Raw genomic sequence first — 23,452 nt, 5'->3', positions numbered from 1 at the left:
TGACAATGTTTGCATGATCCCCGCAGTCACGAAATGGCTGCGGTCCTGCGGTGGAAGCCGCCTCTCTCCCGAAAGGAGTATCACATGTCCTATTGCCCCTTCTTCCAGACCCTGCACGATGAAACACGCCCCGTGGGCAATCTAGGCAGGGGAACTCACTACTCCGTCCTGCGAGCACCGGTCTGGCACGACGAGTTTATGAACCGGCTCGATCGTTGCGCGTTCCTCGACTTCGCCATCATCTGGGATGAGGATCATGACGATCGCGTGATCGACGCGATTATGGTGCTCTACATCAGTGGCCTACTCACGCCGGTACGGTATATCGGCGAGCGGAAAGGCACGCTCTCGGTGCTCCTGGCGCCCGATGTCGTGCGGAGTTGGGACCAGGAAACCCTGAAGCAGTATCGCGACGATATCAACGACGTCTGCCAGTGCTTGGAAGACCCGTGGTCGGCGAAAGTCGACAGCGCCGACGGCCACGAACACTCGATCATCCACAGTTCGGCCCAGAACGTCGCTACGTATCTCAGGAACATCGACATGCTGTGGGAACTGGGTGTGAAGTCGAAGATGTATCAGGCGTCGGCAGGAGCGCAACACTGAGTCTGGCAACATCACGTTGCCAGACCTCATCCTGTTGCGTCTTCGTATGAATATTGACGCAACAAATGCCGCTTTACGGTCACGCAACAGGAAGCACCTGAAAAAGTGGATATCCTGTGGATAACTCGGCCGCCTTACCCGTTGAAATATAACAAAACCTGAAAAACCAAACCAACGCAACACCACACCATAGGTGCCAAGAAGCAACATCAGAGGTACCTAAAGAGGTGTTGCAGGTTTTGCCTTTTAGAGGATCAACGTAAAGTTGCGATGAAATTCTCGCGAAATCCACTTAATGCGTTCTGAAATTAACGCATCGGCACTTTGCGACAAATAAATCGCGCTTTGGGTGGAAAAAACGCGCCGAGGTCGTTTCATAGCAACTTTAGGTGGTTCGTCGTTTCCCCGACAGAGAGTGCTTCGCAGCTATACAGAAACCCGGGTGGAAATGGCAGAAAAGCCCGTTTTCGGCTTTTAGTGCTTCGCAGCAAAATTATGAATGCGGGGTCGTTTTCCTTCAATTTTCACAGATTTGCTCCCCTGAACCGCAGTGCATTCACAGAAACTGTTATAAAAACTCGACAGAAATCGTTTAGAAATGCCGTCACCGTCGTTTCTAAACGGTTTACGTGAAAAAAAGCACGCGCAGATGGTCGTGTGGCATTTCTAAGGAATTACGTTAAGTCTCCCGTGGCCGCCCTCGGCAAATACGATCACCGTTGTCGGGCAACTATGAACACACCGTCGTCCTGAACGGGGGTTTCGTCAGCGTTTAACCATCTTTGCCCTGCGGTCGCCAACCTTTGAACACAATTGGCCGCCAAATAAACAGCCTTGACCTTAAGACGAACACTTTTCCCTGCGTTGGTGAGCAATTGAACAAGATTGCCGCACCTCCGCCGTAAGCGTCATTTGAAGGCCGCATCGACATCGAGGTTGTGTTCGTAACTGACGCGGTATTCCATGGCGGCCGACTCTCTGTGTAGTGTATCTTCGGGGGCCATTTTATCAGCGACCGCAAAACACCACAGGTCCACTCCATTGCATGTCCTTCCCATCACGACGCACCTCCGTGCGTCAACACAAAAGCCACCTTTCCGAAGTTGAAGGGCAATGGTCTCCAAGGCGCGGCCGTTTGCCGGTCGCTGGAAAGCGAGCCGAGTCGCCCCTTTTTCTGTAAGCATCTCGTTGACAACTTTGCTTATGTAAAATTTAGGAATGCAGATTGAATAGCAAGAAATACACTCTAAAATTCAATACTCAGCGCACCTTCCGCCGGCCCGCTCGTGCAGCGGTGGAAACATGGTGGCAATTCCGGACATAGTGACAGTGCGCCGACACACTCGCGCTGGGTGCTGGGTGCGGACTAGAACTCGTCCCGCGCCCAGCAGGAGCCCCCGGGCGTGCCTGGCGATGGCCCCGAGCACTCCGTAGCTAGCTTGGGATGTTATCTCCAAAAATCTCGTGCATTTTCTTTTTCCAGTTTGCTGGAACGCCTGCCCAGTCATCCCCCCATTTCAGGGTCTCCTGGTATGCCCGAAACGGCTTCTCGGCGTTCGGAGCGGCATATCCAATCTCGTCTTCGATGTTTTCATGCATCTGCACGACCTTGCCGGCTCCGCCTAGCGCGTCGACGATTGGCTGGTTAAAAACTTCCGCACCCGCTACTCCTGCATCCCGATCGTGAACGACGATTGGCGCGATATCCATGGCGATCAAGTACTTGATCAAACCAATGATGGATGCTTTGCCTCGAGCCTTGATAATCTCGAAGTCTGATACGACTTTCAGATACCGCTCTTTCGGTAGACGCTTGAGTGTCTCCTTGATAACAACTTCTTCCGTGTCTCCTTCAACAATTACTACGTTTCGCGTGAAGAACACGCGGGCGACGTGGTCGTCAACACGTAGAATCATCTTGACGTGCGCCTTGCTGTCCGCTTCCAGTTCGACGTATGCTTTGGTGACGTTAAACGGTGTCGATTGAATTGCCTTGAGGAAAGCACTCTAGCTATAGCCAACATTTGCCGCTCGCCGCCCAAGAGCGTCTCCGCGGTTGCGGAGTCCATTTGAGGTGAACCTTCGTTCCAGTGAAGGTCAGATGGGAACGCGTATTAAAGCGTCGCGAGTAACTGCAAAGCGTGAACCGAAATCGTGGTGTCGTAAAAAAGCGGCACATGAACAAGCGCCTGTGCCGCTGCAGGAACGAAAAGTCTGGAAGCGGGTTTATAAGGAAACAAAAAGACTGCTAAAACGCGATTACTTCTCCACGACGCCCAGTAACGTCTGTCGGCCCCCAACATATTTGTACAGCGAAATTACGCCGTGCCGCAGATCACCTTTCGAATCGAACTGGGTTTCACCGAGCACACCGTGGTATTCGGTGGCCGGCATCGCGGCGAGAATCTTCGCGGAGTCGGTCGATTGCGCGCGCTTCATCGCAGCGACGATAACGCCCACCGCGTCGTATGCGAACGGTGAGTTCAAGACCGGTGCATAGCCAAAACGCTTCTTGTAACGTTCGACAAAAGCTGGTCCTTCGGCCATTTTTCAGCAGCGGCGCGCCGGCAATCGAGCAGATCACGTTATCGGACGCGTCGCCGGCAAGTTTCGCGAGATCGTCGGCACATAAGCCGTCACCGGCCAGTACTTTCACCGTAATGCCGAGTTGCTTCGCCTGCTTCGCGAACGGGCCGCCCGTGCCGTCAAGTCCACCGTACATGATCGCGTCGGGCTTTTCGCCTTTGATTTTCGTGAGAATCGCGCGGAAATCGACCGCCTTGTCGGTGCTCGCGTCATGTGACAACACCGTGATGCCGTCCGCCTTCGCCTGCTTCTCGAATTCGACGGCAAGTCCCTGACCGTAGGCGGTCGAGTCGTCGACGATCGCAACCGTTTTGACCTTCAGCGTTTTTGCCGCGTAGTCGGCAAGCGTCGGACCTTGCTGAGCGTCCGTCGCGACGACACGATACGCAGTCTTGAATCCCTGCAGGGTGTACGCCGGATTCGTCGCGGATGGCGAGACCTGCACGATACCCGCATCGTTGTAGATCTTTGAAGCGGGAATGGTCGAGCCCGACTGCATGTGCCCGACCACCGCGACAACCTTGTCGTCCGCCAGTTTCTGGGCAACCTGGGTCGCCTGACGCGGGTCGCCGGCATCGTCCTGTGCGTCGAACACCAGCGTCACCTTGCGTCCGCCAATCACGAGGCCGCTCTGGTTGATTTCCTCGATCGCGAGGCGCGCGCCGTTTTCGGTGTCCTTGCCTAGGTACGAAGCCGGTCCGGTCACGGGCGCGGCTTCGCCGATCTTCACCATCTCGTCGGCACGGGCAACGCCCATTGCAGCGGCCACCAACGTTCCCAGAATGCCGACAGTCGCCATGCCGCGACCCAAGACTATGCTTTTGCTCATGCTTCACCCGAAAAAGTAGTTGTGGTTGGCCGGGACGAGCGGCCAGCGCCGTCCGTCGACCGGACGCACAAGCCGCACGCGGCTCAATGCGGCCGGTATGCCTGCCTTCGCTGGAGCGTGCCGCACCTCGGGGCGCGGCGTCGTTCGTTAGCGGTTACAAATTTATGCAGCCAGAATGCCGCGGGATTGAATCGATCTGCCGGAAAATAGAAGAATTGCGGCAAGCGCCAGCCACACCGATTCGCAACCCGTCACCGTATAATCAGAACGAACCGCCCACGAGTTCGCGCATGCCGACTGCTGCCCATCCTCCTAACGTTTCCCAGCCCCATGCGCAGGCGGCTCACGAACTGGTCGAGCAGTTGGACGCGTTACCGCGTACGCTCCAGAAACGCGAAAGCCGCTCCGAAGCGGAATTGAGCGTTGGCATCCTCTTATGGCCGCGCTTTCCCATGCTGTCGCTCGCCGGCCTGTGCGATGCGCTGCGCCATGCCGCGGATCGCGGCGACCAGAGCCGGCAGTTGCGCTGCCTGTGGACGATCGTCGGCGTGCAAGGCGAATCGGTCGAGGCGAGCTGCGGTATTCCGGTGCAGGTGCAGTCCGCGTTTCCAGACGTCGCGCAATTCGACTATCTGGTCGTGATAGGCGGCCTGCTGCCGCATCTCGATCACGTCGACCGTCGCTACTGGGACTATTTGAAACAGGCCGTCCACGCGGGCATTCCGCTAGTCGGCATGTGCACCGGCAGCTTCGTGCTGGCGCGTGCGGGCCTGCTCGAAGATCGCGTCGCCTGCGTGCACAGCTTCCATCTCGACGACTACCGGCGCATGTTTCCGGCCTTGCGTGTCATCACGCACGCCGACTATCTGATTGACGGCGACCGCATCACCTGTGCGGGCGGGATTTCCGTGGTCGAACTGGCCGCGCGCCTGATCAGCCTGCATTGCGGGCCGGATCGCGCGTCGAAGGTGATTCATCAGATGACAGTGAGCCGTCAGGGCGGCTCCTCGTTTGTCGAGCGGCGCGCGGCGCTCGGCTACCTTTCCGTCGACGATGCCACGGTGCGTCACGCGGTGCTGCTGATGGAAGAGAACCTCGAAGCACCGCTGAACATTGCCGTCATCGCGAAGATGATCGGCACCAGCGTGCGCAATCTCGAACGCGCGTTCACGGCGGAGATGGACACATCGCCGAACGAGTTCTATCGGCGCATGCGCCTGCGCTACGCGCGCTGGATGCTCGTCAACACGGCACGCAAGATTACTGACATTGCGTACGAGTGCGGCTTCGCGGACTCCGCACATTTCATCCGCGTGTTCCGTGAGGCTTATGGCGTGACGCCGGGCAAGCTACGCGCGTCGCGGAGCGCCGCCGCGGCCTGACCCTCGCGGGCCGCGCGCGGCGCATTTCGTCTCGTCCCTCAGGCATCTGTCGCGTTTCTTCTATTTTTCGGCAGATCGGTGCAATTCCTCTGCGTCGATGCCACCGTACAGTGTAGTTATCGGGCAAGCCATGCATCGCGTGGCACACGCCCCAACGCAAATCACCCCAGAGAGCGAGTACGGCAGCATGCGGATATTGATCGTCGGCGCAGGCGTCATCGGCTTGTCGAGCGCGTATTACCTGAGTCGCGCGGGCCACGACGTGACGGTCGCCGACCGGCACGCGGACGTCGCGGGCGAGACCAGTTCCGGCAACGGCGGCCAACTATCGTACAGCTATGTCGCGCCGCTCGCCGGCCCTGGCGTCGTCTCGAAGCTGCCGCGCTGGCTGACGCAGCGCGATTCTCCTGTGCGTCTGCGGCCCAAGCTGAGCGTCGAGCAATGGCGCTGGTGCTTCGAATTTCTCTCAGCATGCACTCGCGAACGCAGCGAACTGACGACACGCAGTCTGCTGTCGCTCTCGTTCCTGAGTCGAACGCTCATGCACGAGTTGATCGGCACAGAACCCACGCTCGACTTCGACTTCGTTCGCTCGGGCAAGCTCGTGGTGCACCGTGACGCGAACGCCATGCAAAATGCCCTGAGTCTGCTCGAATTCCAGCGCGCGCTCGGTTGTGAACAGCAGGCGCTGAGCGCTGACGCCTGCGTCGAACTCGAACCGGCGCTGTCACACGTCAAGCCGCTTCTCGCGGGCGGCATTCATACACCGAGCGAGGAAACCGCCGATTGTTTGCGCTTCTGCGAAGGCCTCGCGGCCGTGCTGCGCGAACGCGGCGTTCGCTTGCTGATGAATACGCCGATCGACACTTTGAGACTCAACGCGAACGGCGACGTGGAAGCTCTCCAGAAAGGCGCGCCGCTCGCAACGGATCATATCGTCGTCGCATCGGGCGCCGGGGCGGCACACCTTCTGAAGGCGCTGCATATCCGTGTGCCGGTCTATCCGCTCAAGGGCTACAGCCTCACGTTCGATCTGCAACCGGAGATGGTCGCGCCGCGCCTCAGCGTCACGGATTTCAGCCGCAAAGTCGTTTATGCGCGACTGGGTGATCGATTACGCGTTGCGGGCATTGCCGACATTGAAGGCTATTCGCTCGAAGCCGATCCCATCCGGCTGAGGACACTGCATACCGAGACAGCCGCCCTGCTCCCTGATTTGACCGGGTCCATCACTGCCCGCGAATGGACCGGCCTACGCCCGGCTACCCCGCGCGGCACGCCGATTGTGGGACCGACACGTTACCGCAACCTGTGGCTCAACGTCGGCCACGGCGCGCTCGGATTCACGCTCGCGACGGGTTCCGCCGCGCTGCTGGCTGACTGGCTGGCAAGCAGCGCGGACCACGAACTGCGCCGCACGTTCGCCCTTTCCAATTAATGCCGCGATGCGATGCGTTTCGCGAGCGCGTTCCCCTTACCCGATCGAACCCGCATGACAGCAAAGCCCAACATCCTGGTAATCGGCACCGGCGGCACCATTGCCGGCCAGGGCAAAGCCGCCGTCAACACGTCTGCCTACCTGTGCTCGGTGCTTGGCATCGACGAGGTTCTCGATACCATCCCTCATGCCTTAGCGCTGGCCAATCTGCGCTCGGAGCAGTTGCTGCAAACGGGCTCCGAGAACTTCAATAACGAGCATCTGCTCGCAATCGGCAAGCGCGTTGCAAATGTGCTTGCCCAGCAGGATGTGGACGGTGTGGTGATCACCCACGGCACCGACACGATCGAAGAAACCGCGTATTTTCTGCATCTGACGCTCAAAAGCATAAAACCGGTCGTCGTAGTCGGATCGATGCGACCACCGTCGGCGATGAGTTCCGATGCGGCGCTTAATCTTTACGATGCAATCGCGGTCGCGGCGCACCCGTCGTCGAGCGGCATCGGCACGCTGGTCGTCGCCAATAGCGAAATACACACTGCGCGCGATGTCGTGAAGAGCAACAGCTTCAAGCTCGAAGCGTTTCGTTCGCCCTATGGTGCGCTTGGATATGTGATCGAAGGCGTGCCGCATTACTATCGCCGCCCATCGCGCGCGCATACGCTCGACACGCCGTGGTCGCTCGACACGCTTGCCGGCCTGCCCAAAGTCGACATCGTCTACGGATACGGCGCACTCGAGTCCGATGCGCTAGCGTCAATCGCCGCGAACGCGCGCGGGCTGATCTTTGTAGGCACCGGCAACGGCAACGTCGCCAACCATCTGCTCACGACACTTCGGGACGCAGCACGGCGCGGCGTGCACGTGGTTCGGGCATCGCGCACCGGCAACGGCAACGTGCTGCGCAACGGCGCGCAGCCCGATGACGAGTATGGCTGGCTGACCGTCGACGACCAGGTTCCGCAGAAAGCCCGACTGCTTCTCACGTTGGCACTCACGCAAGGCTGCGACACGAATACGTTGCAGGCCGCGTTCGAGCGCTATTGAAACCGCCGTTCCTGACGACCAACTCTCATCTGACCCGACACAACATCATGCATTTCATTACCGACGACCATGTGCGCCGTCTGATCACCATGCGCGACGCAATTGCCGAACTACGCCTTGCGCTGATCGAACACGGCGCGGGCCGCGCATCGGTTCAGACGCGCGTCAGAACGAAGGGGGAGCATGTATCGATCAGTGCGATGGGTGCAATCCTGCCGAGCGCGGGTGTGTGCGGCGCGAAGATCTATTCGACGCATCGCGGCCGGTTCGATTTCGTCGTTCCGCTCTTCTCGAGCGATGACGGACAATTGATGTCGATCCTCCACGGCGATGCACTGACCGAATTCCGCACCGCCGCAGTCACGCGTATCGCCAGCGATGCGCTCGCACGGCCCGATGCACGCGTGCTCGCGGTGTTCGGCACCGGCCGGCAGGCCAGAGCCCATATCCGGGCGCTCGCCGACAATTCCAGCATCGAGCGCGTGCTGATCGCCGGAATCGACCATGTCGCGCAGACGGTTGCGGAAATGCAGGCGTATTTCCCCGACAAACTGATCGAAGGCAGCCACGCGCTCGCAGCCGCTCAGGCCGCCGATGTGATCGTCACCGCGACGCGAAGCGCGACGCCCCTCTTTGACGGCACGTGTGTGAAGCCGGGCGCATTCGTCGCGGCGATCGGTTCGAGCAAACCCGATGCGCGCGAACTCGACGACGCGCTGTTGGCGCGCGCGAGCACGCTTGTCGTCGAGTCGCTGGAGCAGGCGCGTACCGAAGCGGGCGATCTGCTGATGGCCGCGCCGGGTGTTGTCGACTGGGGCCGCGTCGTCGAACTGGGCGTGGTACTCACGAATCCCCAGATTGCGGATCGCGCACGAGGCGACGTGACAATTTTTAAGTCGCTCGGCTTCGGTCTTGCGGACGTTGCGCTAGCCGGCCTGATCACACGCCGTATGACCCGCGAAGAGTAGTAGCACACCTTCCAGATCATGTATTAAATCGACGAGACTGTGAATGAATGACCGGCTGCGATAGCCCCACTTTGAGCCATTCGGCGTCACGGTGCAATGGTCGGTTCATGGCCGAGCGGCGCCTGATGCGGCAGCCCCTCTGCGTACCGGAGCGACCGGCCGCGGAAGTTGGCCGATCATGGAGTCGGACGCACAAATTCCAGCCCAAATCTCACGTTATAGACAACGAAGCGGCCATCGGGTGTTATGACGAGGCCAGTGATATTCTCCCGCTGAAAGTCGTCTATACGCGAATCATCGTCGACGCCAAGGCCGACGGTCAAAGCCCCGTCCTTCTCGATTATCACTTTGTGGTCATAGTTCACAACCGATCCGAAACAGGTAATCGTGCCTCCATTCACAACTAGCTCTGAAAGCGGATCATCAGCACCTATCCAGCGACCCTGCATTTGCGGCGGTAGCGGCTCATCACGTCCCAATCGATTCACTCTTATCCCTCTTCCTCGAGTCCAGTGAGAGGGATTGTCGACGATCCGGGCAGCCCTGTCGAATGTCTCAAAGTGGCAGACAGCAATCTGAACGGGCGACTGATGGTGCCTACTTCGCCGGGTCTGTCCATCCCGGGCGAAGTCCGCGAGCGTGTTCTGCTCGGACCTGCTCAATCGCTTCCAGGTTGCCCAGATCGGCCTCAATCTCACCGATGCAACCCCAGCAGTCGCCGCCGCAGTCTATCGACAAGGGGTCACAGGGCTGATCGAGTGGCCGTCCACATATCCTACATTTCATCGCTAGGCTTTCGGCGCATGAAGTCGCCAAATTGTCAGCGATTCGACAGCGTGTGTCCATATAAGGCTGTGTGAAAACGCATGCTGAACGCGGCGTTCTAAAAAACCGACCCTTCAGATCGCGCCGTATCGGCTTGGCGGCAACTTGGGAAGGGTAAAGCGACACTCGAAAACCGAGTACTTTCGCGTTTTCACACAGCCTCGGCCGCGTGCTGCGCGATGCGTTTTGGCTCTTGTCGACCCTGAGCGGTCCTTCAGATTTCCCAGCAGCGGCCGTTCACCAGTGGAAAAGTACATCCCCCCACATCAAACTACACGACAATGAACGCGCAAGAGTTCGACGAGTTGTTCGAAGAAATTGTTGTAACGCGGCTGGAGAACGAAGGTTTTAGCCGTGAAGGAAAAAGCCTGTACATGGTGGACGGCGCCTGCCAGTTTGGGTGGATACGTGGCGGCGGCCGGCTTTCCAAAGCGGGAACGCTCGCCCATGTTGTCGTCTTCCGGCACAGTTTTCTGCGTGGTAAGTCAGTAGCGCTTCACACAGACGCACCGCATGCCACCGGCGACTACCCGTGGATATTGAGCGGGGAAGACCTGGTGGGGAGTACGCCGATCGATTGGTGTTTTGAACCATCCCGTTTAATGACGCCTCCATATGGCTGGCTTAACTACGAGACCTTATCAGCGGACCAAGTCGCGGCCTCGTTGGACGCTCGACGGGTTGCCCTGCTCGACTATGTTGCATGGGCCCGTTCATTGAGCCTGTCCGAAGCGCATGTTCAAGTCGCCAGGCATGCGAACGACTATTGGATTGCTGGCTTGTGGGACGAGGACTATCGGGCGATCTTGAAACGTTGACGGTCGATGCAGTTTGTCAACGATCAAGGCGTCCGCGTTGGTTGGCCGTTCTTGGCCGTTCTGCGGCACTCCAGCAGCCACCTGCACCCCGCGACTTTTGCCGTGCCGCACAATGACAAATCCACCCGGAATTCGGATGCCCAAAAATCGCGAATAGTGTTAAGTACGCCCCGGCCCATCAAATCGGGCAATTCCTGTTGTTAATTGTTAACAACACCCCAAAAAAGATGGCGAAATTTGGCGGGGGTAAGGACTTTGGCGCGTTTGGGTTCCATGTTTCCTTTCTCGGAATACGCTCGAAAATCGAGCCTGTTACGAGAGAAAAAACGTTGGGCGCTCCTTTCCAGTATATCGCTCGCTGTGCCTCACTTCCTCGGAAAACCCGGCAGCACAGCGGCGGGCGCCCGATGGCATCGGTCCAGCAACGTTGCGGGCCGTCACTAAAATCAGGATGGCGATCGCTCCCTCTTTGCGGACTTAGGTGCAGCCCGGCGAGGCTTGCTGGTCTCGACGGAGGATAGCGGGCGCTTCCGCGTCGCCACCTGGTTCGCGACGATGGTCGCGAGTTGCAATCTCAGCACGTCAAGTTCCCTGACGTACGCTGCATTCGAACTGCGAAGCGCTTCCAGATTTCCCTCCACGAGGCCTGCACGATGACGCGCGTCGCCAAGCTGAACCTGCAGCGCCTGGATTTCCTCCCGGTGCCGGGTCTCGGTCTGCTCTGCCCTGCGCGCGGCCGCCTCAAGCTCCTTCTGGGACCGTGCGCTCACGCCCCGCTCACGCTCGATCTCAATCAGCGCCCGCTTCTCGGCCGCCCGCAAACGCTCTTCCGCGAGCTCAGTGTTGCTCCGCAGTTTGTCGAGTTCACCCGAAAAATCCGCCCTCGCCTGCACCAGTGCCCGATCGCGCGCGCCGATCTCCTCCTGCTGTCGCGCGATTTCAGTCCCGAGCGCCTGACGCGTCGCCTCCCCGGCAGCCTGTGCCTGCTCAAGCTCCTGAATGCGCACCTGTGCCGCCAGCAACGCGGCGGTGCGCTGCTCGAGTGCCGTTTCGGTCCGCACGAGTTCGGCCTGCAGCGACGCTACCTCGCTGCGCGCGCTGGCCTTCTCCGCCTCGGCATCAGTCCGCAGTGCCTCGAGCGCCGCCTGTGCTGACGTGGTGGATCTCGTCCACAGCGTCGCGACCAGTTCCCCGGCAGCCGCCTGCAACTCCGCCGGCAGATCGGGATGCTCGATCCGCACCCTGCTCTTCTCGCGCAACTCAACCCAGAACTCCCCGAGCACCTGAGTCGGCGTACTCATGCTGCCGCGCTTCACCAGCTGGTACAGCCGGTTCGCGGTCGGCGTAATGCCGAAGCGGAAGAACAGCAGCGCGCAGACTTCGCGATATAGCTCACGGGTCTTCGGAAATGCGGCCTTCAGGCGGTCGATTTCGGCGGCAAGACGGGCTTCGTCGGGCAGGACGTCGGACATGGGAGCAATTTCAATGAGATGTAATAAATAATATAACGTAAACCGTAAAATATCCAATCTATATGCTCGTTAATTTTGACATTATCCCTATAATGTTGAAATTCATCTGCGACCATGTGACAATTACCGCACGACACCTGATGTCGGGCCCATTAGCGCCCATAGCCATGAAAACAACCCTGATCGCGCCGCGCCCCCTCGATGTGCTCGACCTGCCACCCGATCTCGACGGCCGCCACGGCGTGAACCGAGCGCACGGCCGCACGCAGATCGCCGCGCCCGACGACCTGAGCGCGATCCGTGCGTGGCTCGCGCGCGTCGTCGCCACGAAGACCACCTTCGAGAACTACCGCAAGGAAGCCGAACGGCTGCTGCTGTGGTCGATCGTCCAGCCCGGCAAGCCGCTGTCGTCGCTCACGCACGAGGACCTGCTTGCCTACCGGAGCTTTCTCGCCGATCCACAGCCGCGCGCACGCTGGGTGTCAGATGGCGGACGCAAATACCCGCGTCACGATCCGCGCTGGCGCCCGTTCTACGGCGCGCTTGCGGCAAGCAGCCAGCGCCAGGCGATGGTGATCCTCAACGCCCTGTTTGCGTGGCTCGTCTACGCCGGCTATCTGGCCGGCAACCCGCTGTCGCTGTCGCGCCAGCGCGCCCGCCGGACGGCGCCGCGCATCACCCGCTATCTGGAGCGCGACCTGTGGCAGGAGGTCAAGGTGTATATCGACAGCCTGCCGCGCGAGACCGGGCGCGAACGCGAACGTTACCTGCGTGCGCGGTGGCTCTTCACCCTCTTCTACCTGGGTGGGCTGCGCATTTCCGAGGTCAGCGGCAACACGATGGGCAAATTCTTCTGCCGGCGTGACGCCGACGGTCACGAGCGCTGGTGGCTCGAAGTACTCGGCAAGGGCGACCGCGAGCGGCTCGTCCCCGCCTCCGCGGAGATGATGGTCGAACTCGCGCGCTACCGGCGCGAGCGCGGCCTGTCGGCGCTACCCTCGCAGCACGAAAATACGCCGCTCGTGCTGCCACTCGGTAAATCGATGAAGCCGCTCACGCGCTCGGCGCTGCACACGATCGTGAAAGGGATCTTCGCCGGCGCCGCTGAAAAGCTCCGGCTGCGCGGCGACGATTGCGCCGCGCGCGTAGCGCAACTCGAGCGTGCCTCCGCGCACTGGATGCGCCACAGCGCGGGCTCGCACATGGCCGACGGCAACATGGACCTGCGCCTCGTGCGCGACAATCTCGGCCATGCCTCGATCGCCACTACCGACCTCTATCTGCACAGCGACGACGATAAGCGGCATCGCGCGACCGAGGAAAAGCACCGCATCGACTGGTAACGGTTGCAGCTGGATAACATGGATCACAGGAAGCTTCTACGACATTCGCGGGCAGCCATCATGGACCTCACTCCGCCGGGCCATAGGCGCACGATCGCCAGCAGTAAAGCGTAATGCAGCTTATCAAAATTTAAAGGATTTGTTACTTCATAATCTATCGTCGCTTTAACTTCTTCGGTCCAAAGCTGGGTCGTGAACAACGCCGCGTTCCTGTTAGCCCGCTCCAGTTCATGAGCGCCACCTTGAAATCATCCATCGATGTAGTAACATTACTACAATTATAAGGAGGCTCACCGTGAGCGCTACGACCATCTCCAGCCGGGAATTCAACCAGTCGGCGAGCGAAGCCAAGAAGGCTTCCGCGAACGGCCCCGTGTTCATCACGGATCGTGGCCGCCCGTCGCATGTGCTGCTGAATATCGATGAATACCGGCGGCTTACCGGCGGCTTCACGACGCTACTCGAAGCCGTGGCCATGAAAGATGATGACGTCAACGATGAGTTCGAAGCGCCACGCGCGGAAATCGGGATTCGTGCCGCTGACCTGGACGACTGATGTTTCTACTTGATACGAACGTAATTTCCGAAATCCGAAAGCCGAAGACCGCTGATGTGAACGTCATCGCCTGGGCGTCATCTGTACCATCCGCCGCGCAGTTTCTTTCCGCGATCACCGTGCTTGAACTGGAACTCGGCGTTCTGCAACGGGAGCGGAAAGACCCCGTACAAGGTGCGACCCTGCGCCGATGGCTCGAAGGCCAGGTGCTCCCGCAATTCACGGGTCGGGTCCTGGCGTTCGATCAGGTTGTCGCCCTTCGCTGCGCCCGGCTGCATGTTCCGGATCCGCGCGCGGAGCGCGATGCGATCATTGCCGCGACGGCACTTGCGCATGGCATGACGGTAGTGACCCGTAACATAAAAGACTTTGAGGCTACCGGCGTTCCACTGCTGAATCCATGGAAACCACAACCCTGAGTCACTGTGAAACGGCGTCCTGACCGCCGGACGGCAGCCCTCCAGCATAAGGTGGGCCCCGCCTCTCATTCGCGAGCGGCGGTCCGCAGTCCTTTACAAAATTGCGGACTGTGCAGGCAGGCCATCTGCTATCTGCGGTTTCTGGTGCAAATGGCTGGTCAGGCCGATATTTTTCCACTCGATATGGATACCTTATCGATTGAACAGGACAGCATTCCAGACAGCGAGCGCAGCGGTATCTTTAAGCCCGAGCATGGAGAAGTTGAACTGCCCCTTGCGAATGCGATGCATCAATTCGATGCCTGAAATCGTGGTCACGGCATTCCTGAATCGTTTGAAGCCGAGCATCACGTTCGTTCTGGACTTGATGTTTCGATGGTCCTGTTCGATCAGATTGTTCAGGTACTTCGAGAACCGGAACTTCGTGTCCTCAGGCAGCAGGCCATCGGTCTTCATCTCACGGGCCTTGTTCGGAAGGGTGTGTGATTGTTGTAAGATCGTAAGATCAAGGGAGACGTGGATCAAAGCGGATGCCGTATAAAGCCAGATTCAAAGAGGGCGAGGACCGCAAGCGCAGGAAGCCTGGCTATCGGGTGACGAACTGGCGCGAATACAACGGGAGCCTGAAGAAGCGAGGGAAGATCAGCCTCTATTTTCCAGGTGGCGATCTCAGGTCGCAATTCATTACGGCATCGCCGTACGTGCGTGGAGTGTCTGGGAGGTTGCCGTTGTACACCCGGCCATACGTTGAGCTGATCTATACGTTCTACCGGCTGTTGGGCTGGGGAATGCGGCAGATCAGCGGCTATCGGGAAGATTACTGGGCCAGCCAGGGACTGGACATCCCGGTTCCCAGCTTCGGCCATCTGTGCGATCTGTTTGCCGCGCTGGACGTGAAGGTCACGCAACGTTGCGAACGACTGGCCCGGCGTCTGGCGAGGGGCGAAGATACAAGCGTTATCATCGACAGCACAGGGATGAGTTTCGGCCGGGCCAGCGAGTGGTACGAGCAGAAATACGGCAAAAAGGCGGCGAAAACACCGTGGCGCAAGATGCATCTGTCGATTGACACGGACATGAACGTTCACGCGATCGCCGTCACCGGCACGGACGTTTCGGATAGCGAAGGGATGGACCATGTGCTTCCCGCCGACACCCCGGTTGACCGGGTGATTGCCGATGGCGCGTACTACAGCATCGAGCGGACGGAGGCCCTGTCGCGATCAGGCGTGCTGCCCGTGATACCACCGCCTTCTCACGCGGTGGTGCATGGCGAAGAACAGACGCAATGGCATGACAAGGTCGTTGGCTACATCAGGGAAAAGGGCATTTATGCGTTTCACAAAAAATACGGCTATGGGCAACGCTCGCTGGTCGAAGCGCAGATCTCGCGGATCAAACGATGCATCGGATCGACCTTGCTGACCCGGAAAATCGGGTCACAGGAAAGCGAAAGCGTGATCATCGCGAACATCCTTGACCTCTGGAATTCGTTTGGCAGGCCCGTTTCTTTCAAAAATGGATAGTTGCGTCCGTAGTACGGAAACTCGGACCCTTCCGAACAAAGCCCTCTACATCAGTGGCCTACTCACGCCGGTACGGTATATCGGCGAGCGGAAAGGCACGCTCTCGGTGCTCCTGGCGCCCGATGTCGTGCGGAGTTGGGACCAGGAAACCCTGAAGCAGTATCGCGACGATATCAACGACGTCTGCCAGTGCTTGGAAGACCCGTGGTCGGCGAAAGTCGACAGCGCCGACGGCCACGAACATTCGATCATCCACAGTTCGGCCCAGAACGTCGCTACGTATCTCAGGAACATCGACATGCTGTGGGAACTGGGTGTGAAGTCGAAGATGCATCAGGCGTCGGCAGGAGCGCAACACTGAGTCTGGCAACATCACGTTGCCAGACCTCATCCTGTTGCGTCTTCGTATGAATATCGACGCAACAAATGCCGCTTGTACGGTCACGCAACAGGAAGCAGCTTAAAAAGTGGATATCCTGTGGATAACTCGGCCGCCTTACCCGTTGAAATATAACAAAACCTGAAAAACCAAACCAACGCAACACCACACCAGAGGTGCCAAGAATCAATAATTAAGTGGCTAGTTAAATAAAAGGGCTGGGTTCGCCCCGGCTCTTTTTGTTTGATTTTTGTATGTTTTATGTAAGGTGCGCGTGGGCACGTCAGGGGCGTGTCTTCTTCAATCACCGCGCCTTGGCGTCGTTGGCGAACCACCGCCGAACGTCTCGCGACTACGTCCGTTGATTGGCGACGAGGTCGCAACCGAATCTAAATCAACCCAACCGGCCACAGACGAACACGAAATGTCGCCGCGCGTCGCCTGATCTTGCATCAATCATTTATCGTATGTACAATAAATCAAATGGGATCGAATTCGACCCGGCCAAAGACCAGATCAATCGCAGCAAACATGGTGTTTCACTCGCTCTCGCCGAAAGCTTCGAATGGGACAGCGCGCTCGATGCGCTTGACGACCGATACGCGTATGGAGAGCCACGTTTCATCGCTTACGGTTTGATCAGCGATCGCGTCTACTGTCTGGTCTATACATTGCGTGGCGAAACGCTACGAGCTATCAGCCTTCGCAAGGCAAACAAACGTGAGGTGAATGATTTGTTGAGCAAACGCACTATCGTGATGCCGACTGATGAGGAAAACGCGGCGATCAATCGCGGCATTGCGGCAGATCCCGACACGCGTGAGCTGAGCACCGAAGAAATCCGGCGTATGCGCCCTGCGCGTGAAACGCTTCCGCGGCGGATCGGCGAAGGTGCCGCGGCCGAATTGCTAAAGCGCCGCGGCCGGCCGCCGGCCGACGTGACCAAAGTCGCGACGAGCGTTCGTTACGATCGCGACGTGCTCGACGCTTTCCGCTCGACCGGCGAAGGCTGGCAGACACGGATGAACGACGCCCTGCGTGACTACGCGAAGTCTCACGGCATGATGTAACGAAAGCCCGCTTCGGCGGGCTTTTTCCTTGGTCCTCTGCCCTTCCCTTGATTGGTTCGACAAGGTCTGGATGATTGCCTCATCCAGAATCGCCGTCCATTGCGGGCGGCACCAAAGCCACGTTGACGATGCCAATTGAAAGCTGGACGCAGGTGATGCATGATAAACATTGCGTTCTAGCGCTTTGAATTTTCAGCGAAACGTCGCCCTCCGGTATCTGGGCTTTGTTACTACGTCGCGACGGTTTCACACGAAGGCGACGTGCTGCAAAGTCGACCCGAGGCGGGCAAATTCAACCTAGGAGGGCTAGCGATTACAGCCTGATGAATTCATGCTTTGTCTGTTGGAATCTCGATTGGCCAAGTGTCGGAGGTAATCATGACGTACGAGTACCGCGGTTGGGTCATCGACGCGACCCCGGAATTTGCGCTTGGACAGTTTTTCGCACATGCGCGGATCGTCCGTGCATCGCCTGACGATGATGCGGACACTGAAATGCACATCGAGCGCAATCTTGCCTGGTTCGATAACGAAGGCGAGGCGATCGAGCTTGCGCGCCAATGGGCGATTGAGTGGATCGACACGCGCGACAATAACCTGGCCTGCACGGGGATTGATTCATCGACGCGGCAGGACGATATGTCCGCGGAGACGCCGGCCAGATGAAAATCCGGACATGCGATCCTGATCGGCGGCCGACCGGAGCTGTAGCCGTTCCGCAACACCTGCGTCGGCGATAACCAGACTCGCTCCACGACAGGCGCGGCAATGCGGCCTCTCGCAAATATTCAGACGAGATACCCGATTGCCTGAGAAACGGGAATAGGTAGCATAGAACCAACGTCAGCGCCCCTTGCGCGTGTGTGTTTGGGCCGCAGCAATGTCTGCGGTTTTTTTTATTCAGCGGACCCTCTTTCGCATTTGCGGCGTTCGCGCTAAGGCAGGTGACTCGCGGGGGGGACGATTGTGGTCAAGGTCCGAATGAATTGATCAGCCCCGGCGCCTTGTAAGCAGGTCCGCCACCCCGGCGCGGGCTGCAATTTCCCAGACATATCCGCGAGAATAATCAACGCCTACCCGCCGATGAAGCACGGTGCGCAAACGTGCGTTAGTCCAGTGATCAGACTCTATGCCGTGCGCTCGAGGCGACTCTCTGAGCGTAGCAGCAACCCATGCCAGCGTTTCGTCATTCATCGCGGAAGGCTTCTTGTCCGTGCGCTGCTTTGGCGATCGCATCCGGTGGTCCATTCCAAGCTTCCCGACGACGGTTCTCACGTGTCCAGCAGAATGGTAAACGCCGAACTTCTCCTTGATCAGCTTCTGAACATCCCCGTTTCTCCAGAGTTCGGTTTCATAGCCATGGGCCATGGGGCTAGTCTCCGCCTGAGAAGACCGTCAAAGTGACCTTGAACGGCTCAGGTCGACCCAGCTTGTGTGAAAACGCACGCTGATCGCCTAAACTGAAGTAACGCATTCAGGTCAGACGGGCACATGAAGCGATTCGTTGAAGGCGAAGATCGTAAGCAAGCTGTCTTACTACCCGAGTATCTCGAGGACTACGTGTCCGACGACAATCCAGTGCGCGTAGTCGACGTCTTTGTCGATGAGCTTGATCTTCATGATCTCGGCTTTGACGGAACCGCTCCCGCGACGACGGGACGCCCCTCATATCATCCATCCGTGCTGCTCAAGATTTACGTCTACGGCTATCTAAATCGGATTCAGTCGAGTCGGCGTCTGGAACGTGAGACTCAACGCAACGTTGAGCTCATGTGGCTAACGGGCCGCCTGTCGCCGGACTTCAAGACCATCGCCGACTTCCGCCCTAACAACGGCAAAGCGATCCGCAATGTCTGCAGCCAGTTCATCGTGCTATGCCGTAACCTGGACCTCTTCTCAAGGTCGATAGTGGCCATCGACGGCAGCAAGTTCAAAGCCGTCAACAATCGTGATCGCAACTTTACGAGCGGGAAGGTTCAGGCGCGCCAGCAGCAGATCGATGAGAGCATCGCGCGATATCTTTCCGCAATGGAGACGGCAGACCGGACTCAATCCGATGTTACTGAAGCGAAGACGAGTCGCATGAGCGACAAGATCAGCAAGCTCAAACAGCAGATGCAGGACCTCAAGGCCATGGAGCAGCGATTGCGCGACTCGCCAGATGGGCAGGTCTCGCTGACTGATCCCGACGCACGCTCAATGGCTACCAGCGGTCGGGGAACAGGAACGGTTGGCTACAACGTTCAGACAGCCGTTGATGACACGCATCATCTGATCGTGGCGCACGAGGTCACCAACGTTGGCAACGATCGCAGCCAGTTGGCGAACATGGCCGACCAGGCGCGGGCGGCTACCGGCATCACCGATCTGACTGTTGTTGCCGACCGGGGCTACTTCAAGAGCGAGGAAATCCTGAAGTGCCATGAGGCGGGCATTACGGCCTTCGTTCCTAAACCGCTGACTTCAGGCAAGAACGCTGACGGCTACTTCGGCAAGCAGGATTTTATCTACGTTGCCAAAGATGACGAGTACCTTTGCCCCGCCCAGCAGCGGCTCAACCGGCGCTTCACAAACATCGAGCATGGCATGACGCTGCATTGCTATTCGAGCTCAGCCTGTTCTACGTGCGCCATCAGAAAACAATGCACGTCCGGCAAACAGGCTCGTCGGATAAAGCGCTGGGAGCATGAGGCCGTCATCGAGACGATGCAGCGACGGCTCGACCAGAAGCCGGACATGATGCGCATACGCCGTCAGACCGTCGAGCACCCGTTCGGTACGCTGAAGTTCTGGATGGGCGCTGCGCACTTCCTGATGAAAACCCGCGAACATGTCAGCACCGAGATGAGCCTTCACGTGCTCGCGTACAACCTCAGGCGCGTCATGGCGATCCTCGGCACTGGGTCGCTGATGCAAAAGATGCGGGCCTGAGGACAGACTTGCATCAGGCCGGCCGCGCCGGCGCGCATTAGGGCGCCCCCGCACCGCTTCTTCTCGCAATGTAAAGAACCGATAAACGTAAGACGGGCTTAACCAGGCCGTCGACGGCTGTAATTGCTCGCGTGAAAAGTCGTCAGAGCGTCCGCGCCGCGTTTTTACACAACCTGGACCCACATGGGACAGCCGAATCGGCCGATAGCGGACGCTCAGTCGGGGGGGCAATCACTAGACCTCGTCAGGCTCCCTGCACGGTGTCAGGAAGCCTGCCTCAGATCTCAGATAGCCAATTGGGGTGCCTCTGCATACCCCGCAGACTGATGCAGTGAAAACTGTCAGCGCGCCTGCCCGTCAATCTGCTGCCGCAGATGCTTTTCTTGGTCTTGAAGCTCGGGTGTAAAGGCCTCGCCAAAGTCCGCAGGCTCAAAAAAAGGTCGAATCTCGATCTCTGAATCACTCACCATCGGATTCGGACAGCGCTTTACCCATTCAATCGCTTCGTCCATCGATTGAACTTGCCAGAGCCAGTACCCGGCGATCAATTCCTTGATTTCTGCAAATGGGCCGTCAACGACGGTTCGGTCCTTCCCTGAAAACCTCACGCGCGCGCCTGCCGAACTCGGCTTCAGCCCGTCGCCGCCTTGCATGATCCCAGCCTTCACCAGTTCCTCGTTATATTTGCCCATCGCCGCGATGAGTTCCATGCTTGGCATTTGCCCGGCTTCGGATTCGGGGGTTGCCTTGATGATGACCATTACACGCATTTAGGTTTCTCCGTTGAAGACGATAATGTTCGGAGGCAAAGGCGCCTCCAGTGTCTACGACGAATGATCGTGGGAGAAATCGACATGCGCAAGACACGACTTCGCAGTTTTTCTCAGAGCGCTGCGAATGTAGTCATGCATTGCCCGCCACGAAATGGCCCCACGCGGCGATACACTTCTCTTCCAGTTCAAAGGCGTCCAGCTGTCGTAAGGACTAACGAAACTCCTCGGTCAACGATCTAGGGGTAGATAGATGTCGAATGACCGTTCGTGGCCGCACAGAGCCGGATAACAACCGCCTTGGTCCCTGACGTCGAGACGCAAAAAAGGGGGGCATAGGTCGCCCCTTTTTTCTGTGATCGAGAAATCCAACGTTTTATATACGCTTATCCTTGCGGCTTTGATAGCTCCGCCAGGCAATCTTTTTTTACGTTTTGCAACGATGGTTCGTGGACCTTGGTTAGCGCCGCTTTGGCACGCTTGATGTAGGCGGGAATGTCCTTCACTGTATCTTCGATGAAGGGCGCAGAGCAAACGCGACTGACGCCCAGCACTGGCCCGTTGTCGGGATCGATGGCCGATAGAACCGCCTTGGCATTTTTGGGGAGCGCGTAGGCCAATCCGATTCCTAGGTCTTCCGAATTCCCGCCGTCAGTCCCTTTTGCAAGCTTTGGTGCAAGTGCGATCCATGCGGCATTGCCAGAATCGATATGGGTAAGAACGTTGTCCCATTCTGACTCCGACATGGCGCCTACCGTGGCCTTTGCGCCTTCGTCGTTGATCTGTTTGGCTAAAATGGAGGGGCTTGTTTGTGCGCCTGCGTTTGCTGTCGAGCAAGCCAAGGCGAGTACAAGCGTGAAACCGGATGTGCGTTTCATTGAATAACCTCTAACCGACGATCGCCGCTCACCCATATGCGATGGCGAGTTTGAACGCCCATGATAATGCAGCCTTCGGACGCTGTACCCGGGTGGTGCAGGCTATCGCCATGAATCCTGAAAGCACTTCGCCCAAACGTATTGGTTCCAGCGGTCGGCGTTAGATTGAGTGTGTAGGTTCCCGTGTGGGGGGAGGTGTGGGGTTCGCCGACTTGATAATTACCACGCGGGATTGGCCCAATGTTTGGAACCGCCTGCATAGCTGGATTGTTTTTACCTGTCGCCGCGCCGGAGTAACCGCGTTCAACGAATTCGCCATTGAACGAAAGGTTTCCGGTGCTCTGCTGATATGACCACGGCATAAGCGTTCCTTGTTTCAACTGTAAAAAGCTGTTCTCACCGACAAGGGAGAAACGCGGAGTGCACATTATCAGATAAACCAGCCGGTCATATAAAGCTTTATGCCTTCTTCTATGCCGCTTGCATCGGTCGCGATAGCCATAAACAGGAGGCGCTTGGCGCCCCCTTTCAATGCATCAGTTTTACTCACGTGCCGGTATGTCACTGACTTCCCTTGCGAAAATGCGAGCGGTGCCGGTCGGTCGTCGGGTCGTCGCGCACTTCCATTTCGAGTGACGTGGTAAGCCCGCCATCGCCGTTAAGCGTATGTGTTGCCTCCTTCACGAGCCAGGGTGTTTCGTTGATCTCCAGTTTGAAGCCGGAGACGCTCACCGGCAGCTTTGGGAAAACCTCAGGCCGCCCGAGCGCGAGCTGGTAAGAGAACGTCGCCTGACTACGCTGCGTGCGTGCAAACTCGCCAACGGCCGCCGCCCGCGCTTCGGCTTCGCTCGCATGGTCCTCCGGCAGGACTTTCACATTCCTGTTGTTTTCGCCAACGGACGAGCCGCCGGATGTTCATTAAATTTTGTTAGCGAATGCACTGCGAGACGCGAAGTCGTTCAACCCACACGGCGATGAAAACGATGAATTCTGACTTCATCCCAGAGTCCCAGCGCGAAGAACGGATCGTTGCGATTGAACGCCTCGACTTCCTCACGCGTCTGCGCTTCCACCAGAAAGAAGCTGCCGATCTTTTTCTCGCCGGCGTCGTCCACCAGTGGACCGGATGTGACAAGAACGATCGGTCTGGTCTCCAGATAGGCGCGATGCTTCGGCGTATTGGCCTCCCGAAGCTCGTGCGCACCAGGCATATCGGTGCAGTAAACGATCCAGTTCATGTTTTGCAGTTCCCTATCGAAGTTGGACAGGATTGACACGCGCCTGCCAAATGGCACAGGAATCCTGCCGGGTATATTGCTTCGTTGTGCTTACGCAGGCACGGTATTGGCCGGATTCGATGGCCTTCCCAGTCGCAATTCGGAGTTGAACCATGGGCGAATCTACCGGGTAACGCGAGTACGAAAATAATCTCCATGGCGGGAGAACTGATTCAGTATCAGTCCATCGCCGCGTAACCAGATGCGCTACACGTCCTGTGGTTTACCGAATGATCCGATTTTTCGAAGTCAGACTTGAGGTGAACCAATCCGCGCCCTGCCTGCGCAGATTCAGAGCGAAAAGTGGCCACCTTAAAATAGACAAAATCGGC

Annotated in this window: 22 protein-coding genes and 4 pseudogenes; 15 read left to right on the top strand and 11 right to left on the bottom strand. The window is 58.2% G+C overall.

Going from position 1 to position 23,452, the window contains the following annotated elements; translation table 11 throughout:
* The first annotated feature begins 84 nt into the window (after positions 1 to 84).
* Positions 85 to 606, top strand: a complete 522-nt coding sequence (locus B0G76_RS10805) for a hypothetical protein (RefSeq protein WP_120296300.1) — start codon at positions 85 to 87, stop codon at positions 604 to 606.
* A gap of 1,434 nt (positions 607 to 2,040) precedes the next feature.
* Here the strand turns inward: B0G76_RS10805 and B0G76_RS10795 are convergent.
* Positions 2,041 to 2,523 (bottom strand): TOPRIM nucleotidyl transferase/hydrolase domain-containing protein, encoded by a 483-nt coding sequence (locus tag B0G76_RS10795; protein ID WP_120291982.1) that lies wholly within the window; start codon positions 2,521 to 2,523, stop codon positions 2,041 to 2,043.
* 342 nt (positions 2,524 to 2,865) lie between these two features.
* A pseudogene (locus B0G76_RS10790) lies at positions 2,866 to 3,991 on the bottom strand (branched-chain amino acid ABC transporter substrate-binding protein).
* A 320-nt stretch (positions 3,992 to 4,311) separates the two neighbouring features.
* Between B0G76_RS10790 and B0G76_RS10785 the strand changes: the two are divergent.
* From B0G76_RS10785 to B0G76_RS10755, 5 genes are all read left to right on the top strand, one after another.
* A complete protein-coding gene (locus B0G76_RS10785) occupies positions 4,312 to 5,403 on the top strand; it encodes a GlxA family transcriptional regulator (RefSeq protein ID WP_120296299.1) in 1,092 nt (363 codons plus the stop codon).
* A 187-nt stretch (positions 5,404 to 5,590) separates the two neighbouring features.
* The gene (locus tag B0G76_RS10780; protein WP_120291981.1) at positions 5,591 to 6,841 is read left to right on the top strand and encodes a D-amino acid dehydrogenase; all 1,251 of its coding nucleotides are present in this window, start codon (positions 5,591 to 5,593) and stop codon (positions 6,839 to 6,841) included.
* Between the two features lie 54 nt (positions 6,842 to 6,895).
* A complete protein-coding gene (locus tag B0G76_RS10775) occupies positions 6,896 to 7,888 on the top strand; it encodes an asparaginase (protein WP_120291979.1) in 993 nt (330 codons plus the stop codon).
* A gap of 47 nt (positions 7,889 to 7,935) precedes the next feature.
* Entirely contained in the window at positions 7,936 to 8,856 is a 921-nt protein-coding gene (locus B0G76_RS10770) for an ornithine cyclodeaminase family protein (RefSeq protein ID WP_120296298.1), read from the top strand.
* Positions 8,857 to 9,962: 1,106 nt separating this feature from the next.
* Positions 9,963 to 10,499 carry a hypothetical protein gene (locus B0G76_RS10755; protein ID WP_120291973.1) on the top strand — a complete coding sequence of 179 codons (537 nt, stop codon included), beginning with the start codon at positions 9,963 to 9,965 and terminating at the stop codon, positions 10,497 to 10,499.
* A gap of 446 nt (positions 10,500 to 10,945) precedes the next feature.
* Here the strand turns inward: B0G76_RS10755 and B0G76_RS10750 are convergent, their stop codons facing one another.
* Complete coding sequence (locus B0G76_RS10750) at positions 10,946 to 11,971, bottom strand: DNA-binding protein (RefSeq protein WP_120291971.1); 1,026 nt, start codon at positions 11,969 to 11,971, stop codon at positions 10,946 to 10,948.
* Positions 11,972 to 12,138: 167 nt separating this feature from the next.
* Here B0G76_RS10750 and B0G76_RS10745 point away from each other — a divergent pair, with 167 nt between their 5' ends.
* Positions 12,139 to 13,314 (top strand): tyrosine-type recombinase/integrase, encoded by a 1,176-nt coding sequence (locus tag B0G76_RS10745; protein ID WP_120291969.1) that lies wholly within the window; start codon positions 12,139 to 12,141, stop codon positions 13,312 to 13,314.
* A 23-nt stretch (positions 13,315 to 13,337) separates the two neighbouring features.
* Here B0G76_RS10745 and B0G76_RS42835 read toward each other — a convergent pair whose 3' ends face one another.
* Positions 13,338 to 13,514 (bottom strand): hypothetical protein, encoded by a 177-nt coding sequence (locus B0G76_RS42835; protein WP_183082024.1) that lies wholly within the window; start codon positions 13,512 to 13,514, stop codon positions 13,338 to 13,340.
* Positions 13,515 to 13,609: 95 nt separating this feature from the next.
* On the opposite strand from B0G76_RS42835, the gene B0G76_RS10740 reads away from it, so the two are divergent.
* Together B0G76_RS10740 and B0G76_RS10735 are read left to right on the top strand one after the other, a co-directional pair.
* Positions 13,610 to 13,870, top strand: a complete 261-nt coding sequence (locus B0G76_RS10740) for a type II toxin-antitoxin system Phd/YefM family antitoxin (RefSeq protein WP_120291967.1) — start codon at positions 13,610 to 13,612, stop codon at positions 13,868 to 13,870.
* On the top strand, positions 13,867 to 14,289 hold the full coding sequence (locus B0G76_RS10735; protein ID WP_220700786.1) for a type II toxin-antitoxin system VapC family toxin: 423 nt from the start codon (positions 13,867 to 13,869) through the stop codon (positions 14,287 to 14,289). The genes B0G76_RS10740 and B0G76_RS10735 overlap by 4 nt, the downstream gene beginning before the upstream one ends.
* Before the next feature lie 192 nt (positions 14,290 to 14,481).
* Here B0G76_RS10735 and B0G76_RS10730 read toward each other — a convergent pair.
* A pseudogene (locus B0G76_RS10730) lies at positions 14,482 to 14,712 on the bottom strand (DDE-type integrase/transposase/recombinase); the annotation flags it as partial.
* 107 nt (positions 14,713 to 14,819) lie between these two features.
* Here B0G76_RS10730 and B0G76_RS10725 point away from each other — a divergent pair.
* From B0G76_RS10725 to B0G76_RS10705, 5 genes and pseudogenes are all read left to right on the top strand, one after another.
* Entirely contained in the window at positions 14,820 to 15,815 is a 996-nt protein-coding gene (locus B0G76_RS10725; RefSeq protein ID WP_120291963.1) for an IS5 family transposase, read from the top strand.
* Positions 15,816 to 15,921: 106 nt separating this feature from the next.
* On the top strand, positions 15,922 to 16,176 hold the full coding sequence (locus B0G76_RS10720; protein WP_259460544.1) for a hypothetical protein: 255 nt from the start codon (positions 15,922 to 15,924) through the stop codon (positions 16,174 to 16,176).
* 485 nt (positions 16,177 to 16,661) lie between these two features.
* Positions 16,662 to 16,907, top strand: a pseudogene (locus tag B0G76_RS10715) (BrnT family toxin); the annotation flags it as partial.
* Positions 16,908 to 16,928: 21 nt separating this feature from the next.
* Positions 16,929 to 17,264 carry a BrnA antitoxin family protein gene (locus B0G76_RS10710; protein WP_120296297.1) on the top strand — a complete coding sequence of 112 codons (336 nt, stop codon included), beginning with the start codon at positions 16,929 to 16,931 and terminating at the stop codon, positions 17,262 to 17,264.
* Positions 17,265 to 17,642: 378 nt separating this feature from the next.
* The gene (locus B0G76_RS10705) at positions 17,643 to 17,930 is read left to right on the top strand and encodes a hypothetical protein (protein ID WP_120291961.1); all 288 of its coding nucleotides are present in this window, start codon (positions 17,643 to 17,645) and stop codon (positions 17,928 to 17,930) included.
* A 324-nt stretch (positions 17,931 to 18,254) separates the two neighbouring features.
* Here the strand turns inward: B0G76_RS10705 and B0G76_RS10700 are convergent, their stop codons facing one another.
* Positions 18,255 to 18,632, bottom strand: coding sequence for a transposase (locus tag B0G76_RS10700; RefSeq protein ID WP_120291959.1), 378 nt, complete (start codon positions 18,630 to 18,632; stop codon positions 18,255 to 18,257).
* Between the two features lie 123 nt (positions 18,633 to 18,755).
* Here B0G76_RS10700 and B0G76_RS10695 point away from each other — a divergent pair, with 123 nt between their 5' ends.
* A complete protein-coding gene (locus tag B0G76_RS10695) occupies positions 18,756 to 20,195 on the top strand; it encodes an IS1182 family transposase (protein WP_120291957.1) in 1,440 nt (479 codons plus the stop codon).
* A gap of 341 nt (positions 20,196 to 20,536) precedes the next feature.
* Here the strand turns inward: B0G76_RS10695 and B0G76_RS10690 are convergent, their stop codons facing one another.
* The 5 genes and pseudogenes from B0G76_RS10690 to B0G76_RS10670 form a co-directional block, all read right to left on the bottom strand.
* Entirely contained in the window at positions 20,537 to 20,965 is a 429-nt protein-coding gene (locus tag B0G76_RS10690; RefSeq protein ID WP_120291955.1) for a YciI family protein, read from the bottom strand.
* A gap of 386 nt (positions 20,966 to 21,351) precedes the next feature.
* The gene (locus B0G76_RS10685) at positions 21,352 to 21,843 is read right to left on the bottom strand and encodes a hypothetical protein (RefSeq protein WP_120291953.1); all 492 of its coding nucleotides are present in this window, start codon (positions 21,841 to 21,843) and stop codon (positions 21,352 to 21,354) included.
* Entirely contained in the window at positions 21,840 to 22,205 is a 366-nt protein-coding gene (locus tag B0G76_RS10680; protein ID WP_120296296.1) for a tlde1 domain-containing protein, read from the bottom strand. The genes B0G76_RS10685 and B0G76_RS10680 overlap by 4 nt, the downstream gene beginning before the upstream one ends.
* A gap of 199 nt (positions 22,206 to 22,404) precedes the next feature.
* Positions 22,405 to 22,737, bottom strand: a pseudogene (locus B0G76_RS10675) (phage late control D family protein); the annotation flags it as partial.
* 65 nt (positions 22,738 to 22,802) lie between these two features.
* Positions 22,803 to 23,081: a YciI family protein gene (locus tag B0G76_RS10670; RefSeq protein WP_120291951.1), complete on the bottom strand. Its 279-nt coding sequence runs from the start codon at positions 23,079 to 23,081 to the stop codon at positions 22,803 to 22,805.
* Positions 23,082 to 23,452: the final 371 nt, after the last annotated feature.

It is taken from the genome of Paraburkholderia sp. BL23I1N1 (assembly GCF_003610295.1).
Lineage (GTDB): Bacteria > Pseudomonadota > Gammaproteobacteria > Burkholderiales > Burkholderiaceae > Paraburkholderia.
Note: the sequence above shows the minus strand (reverse complement) of the source record. Positions and strands in the feature narration are given on the sequence as shown.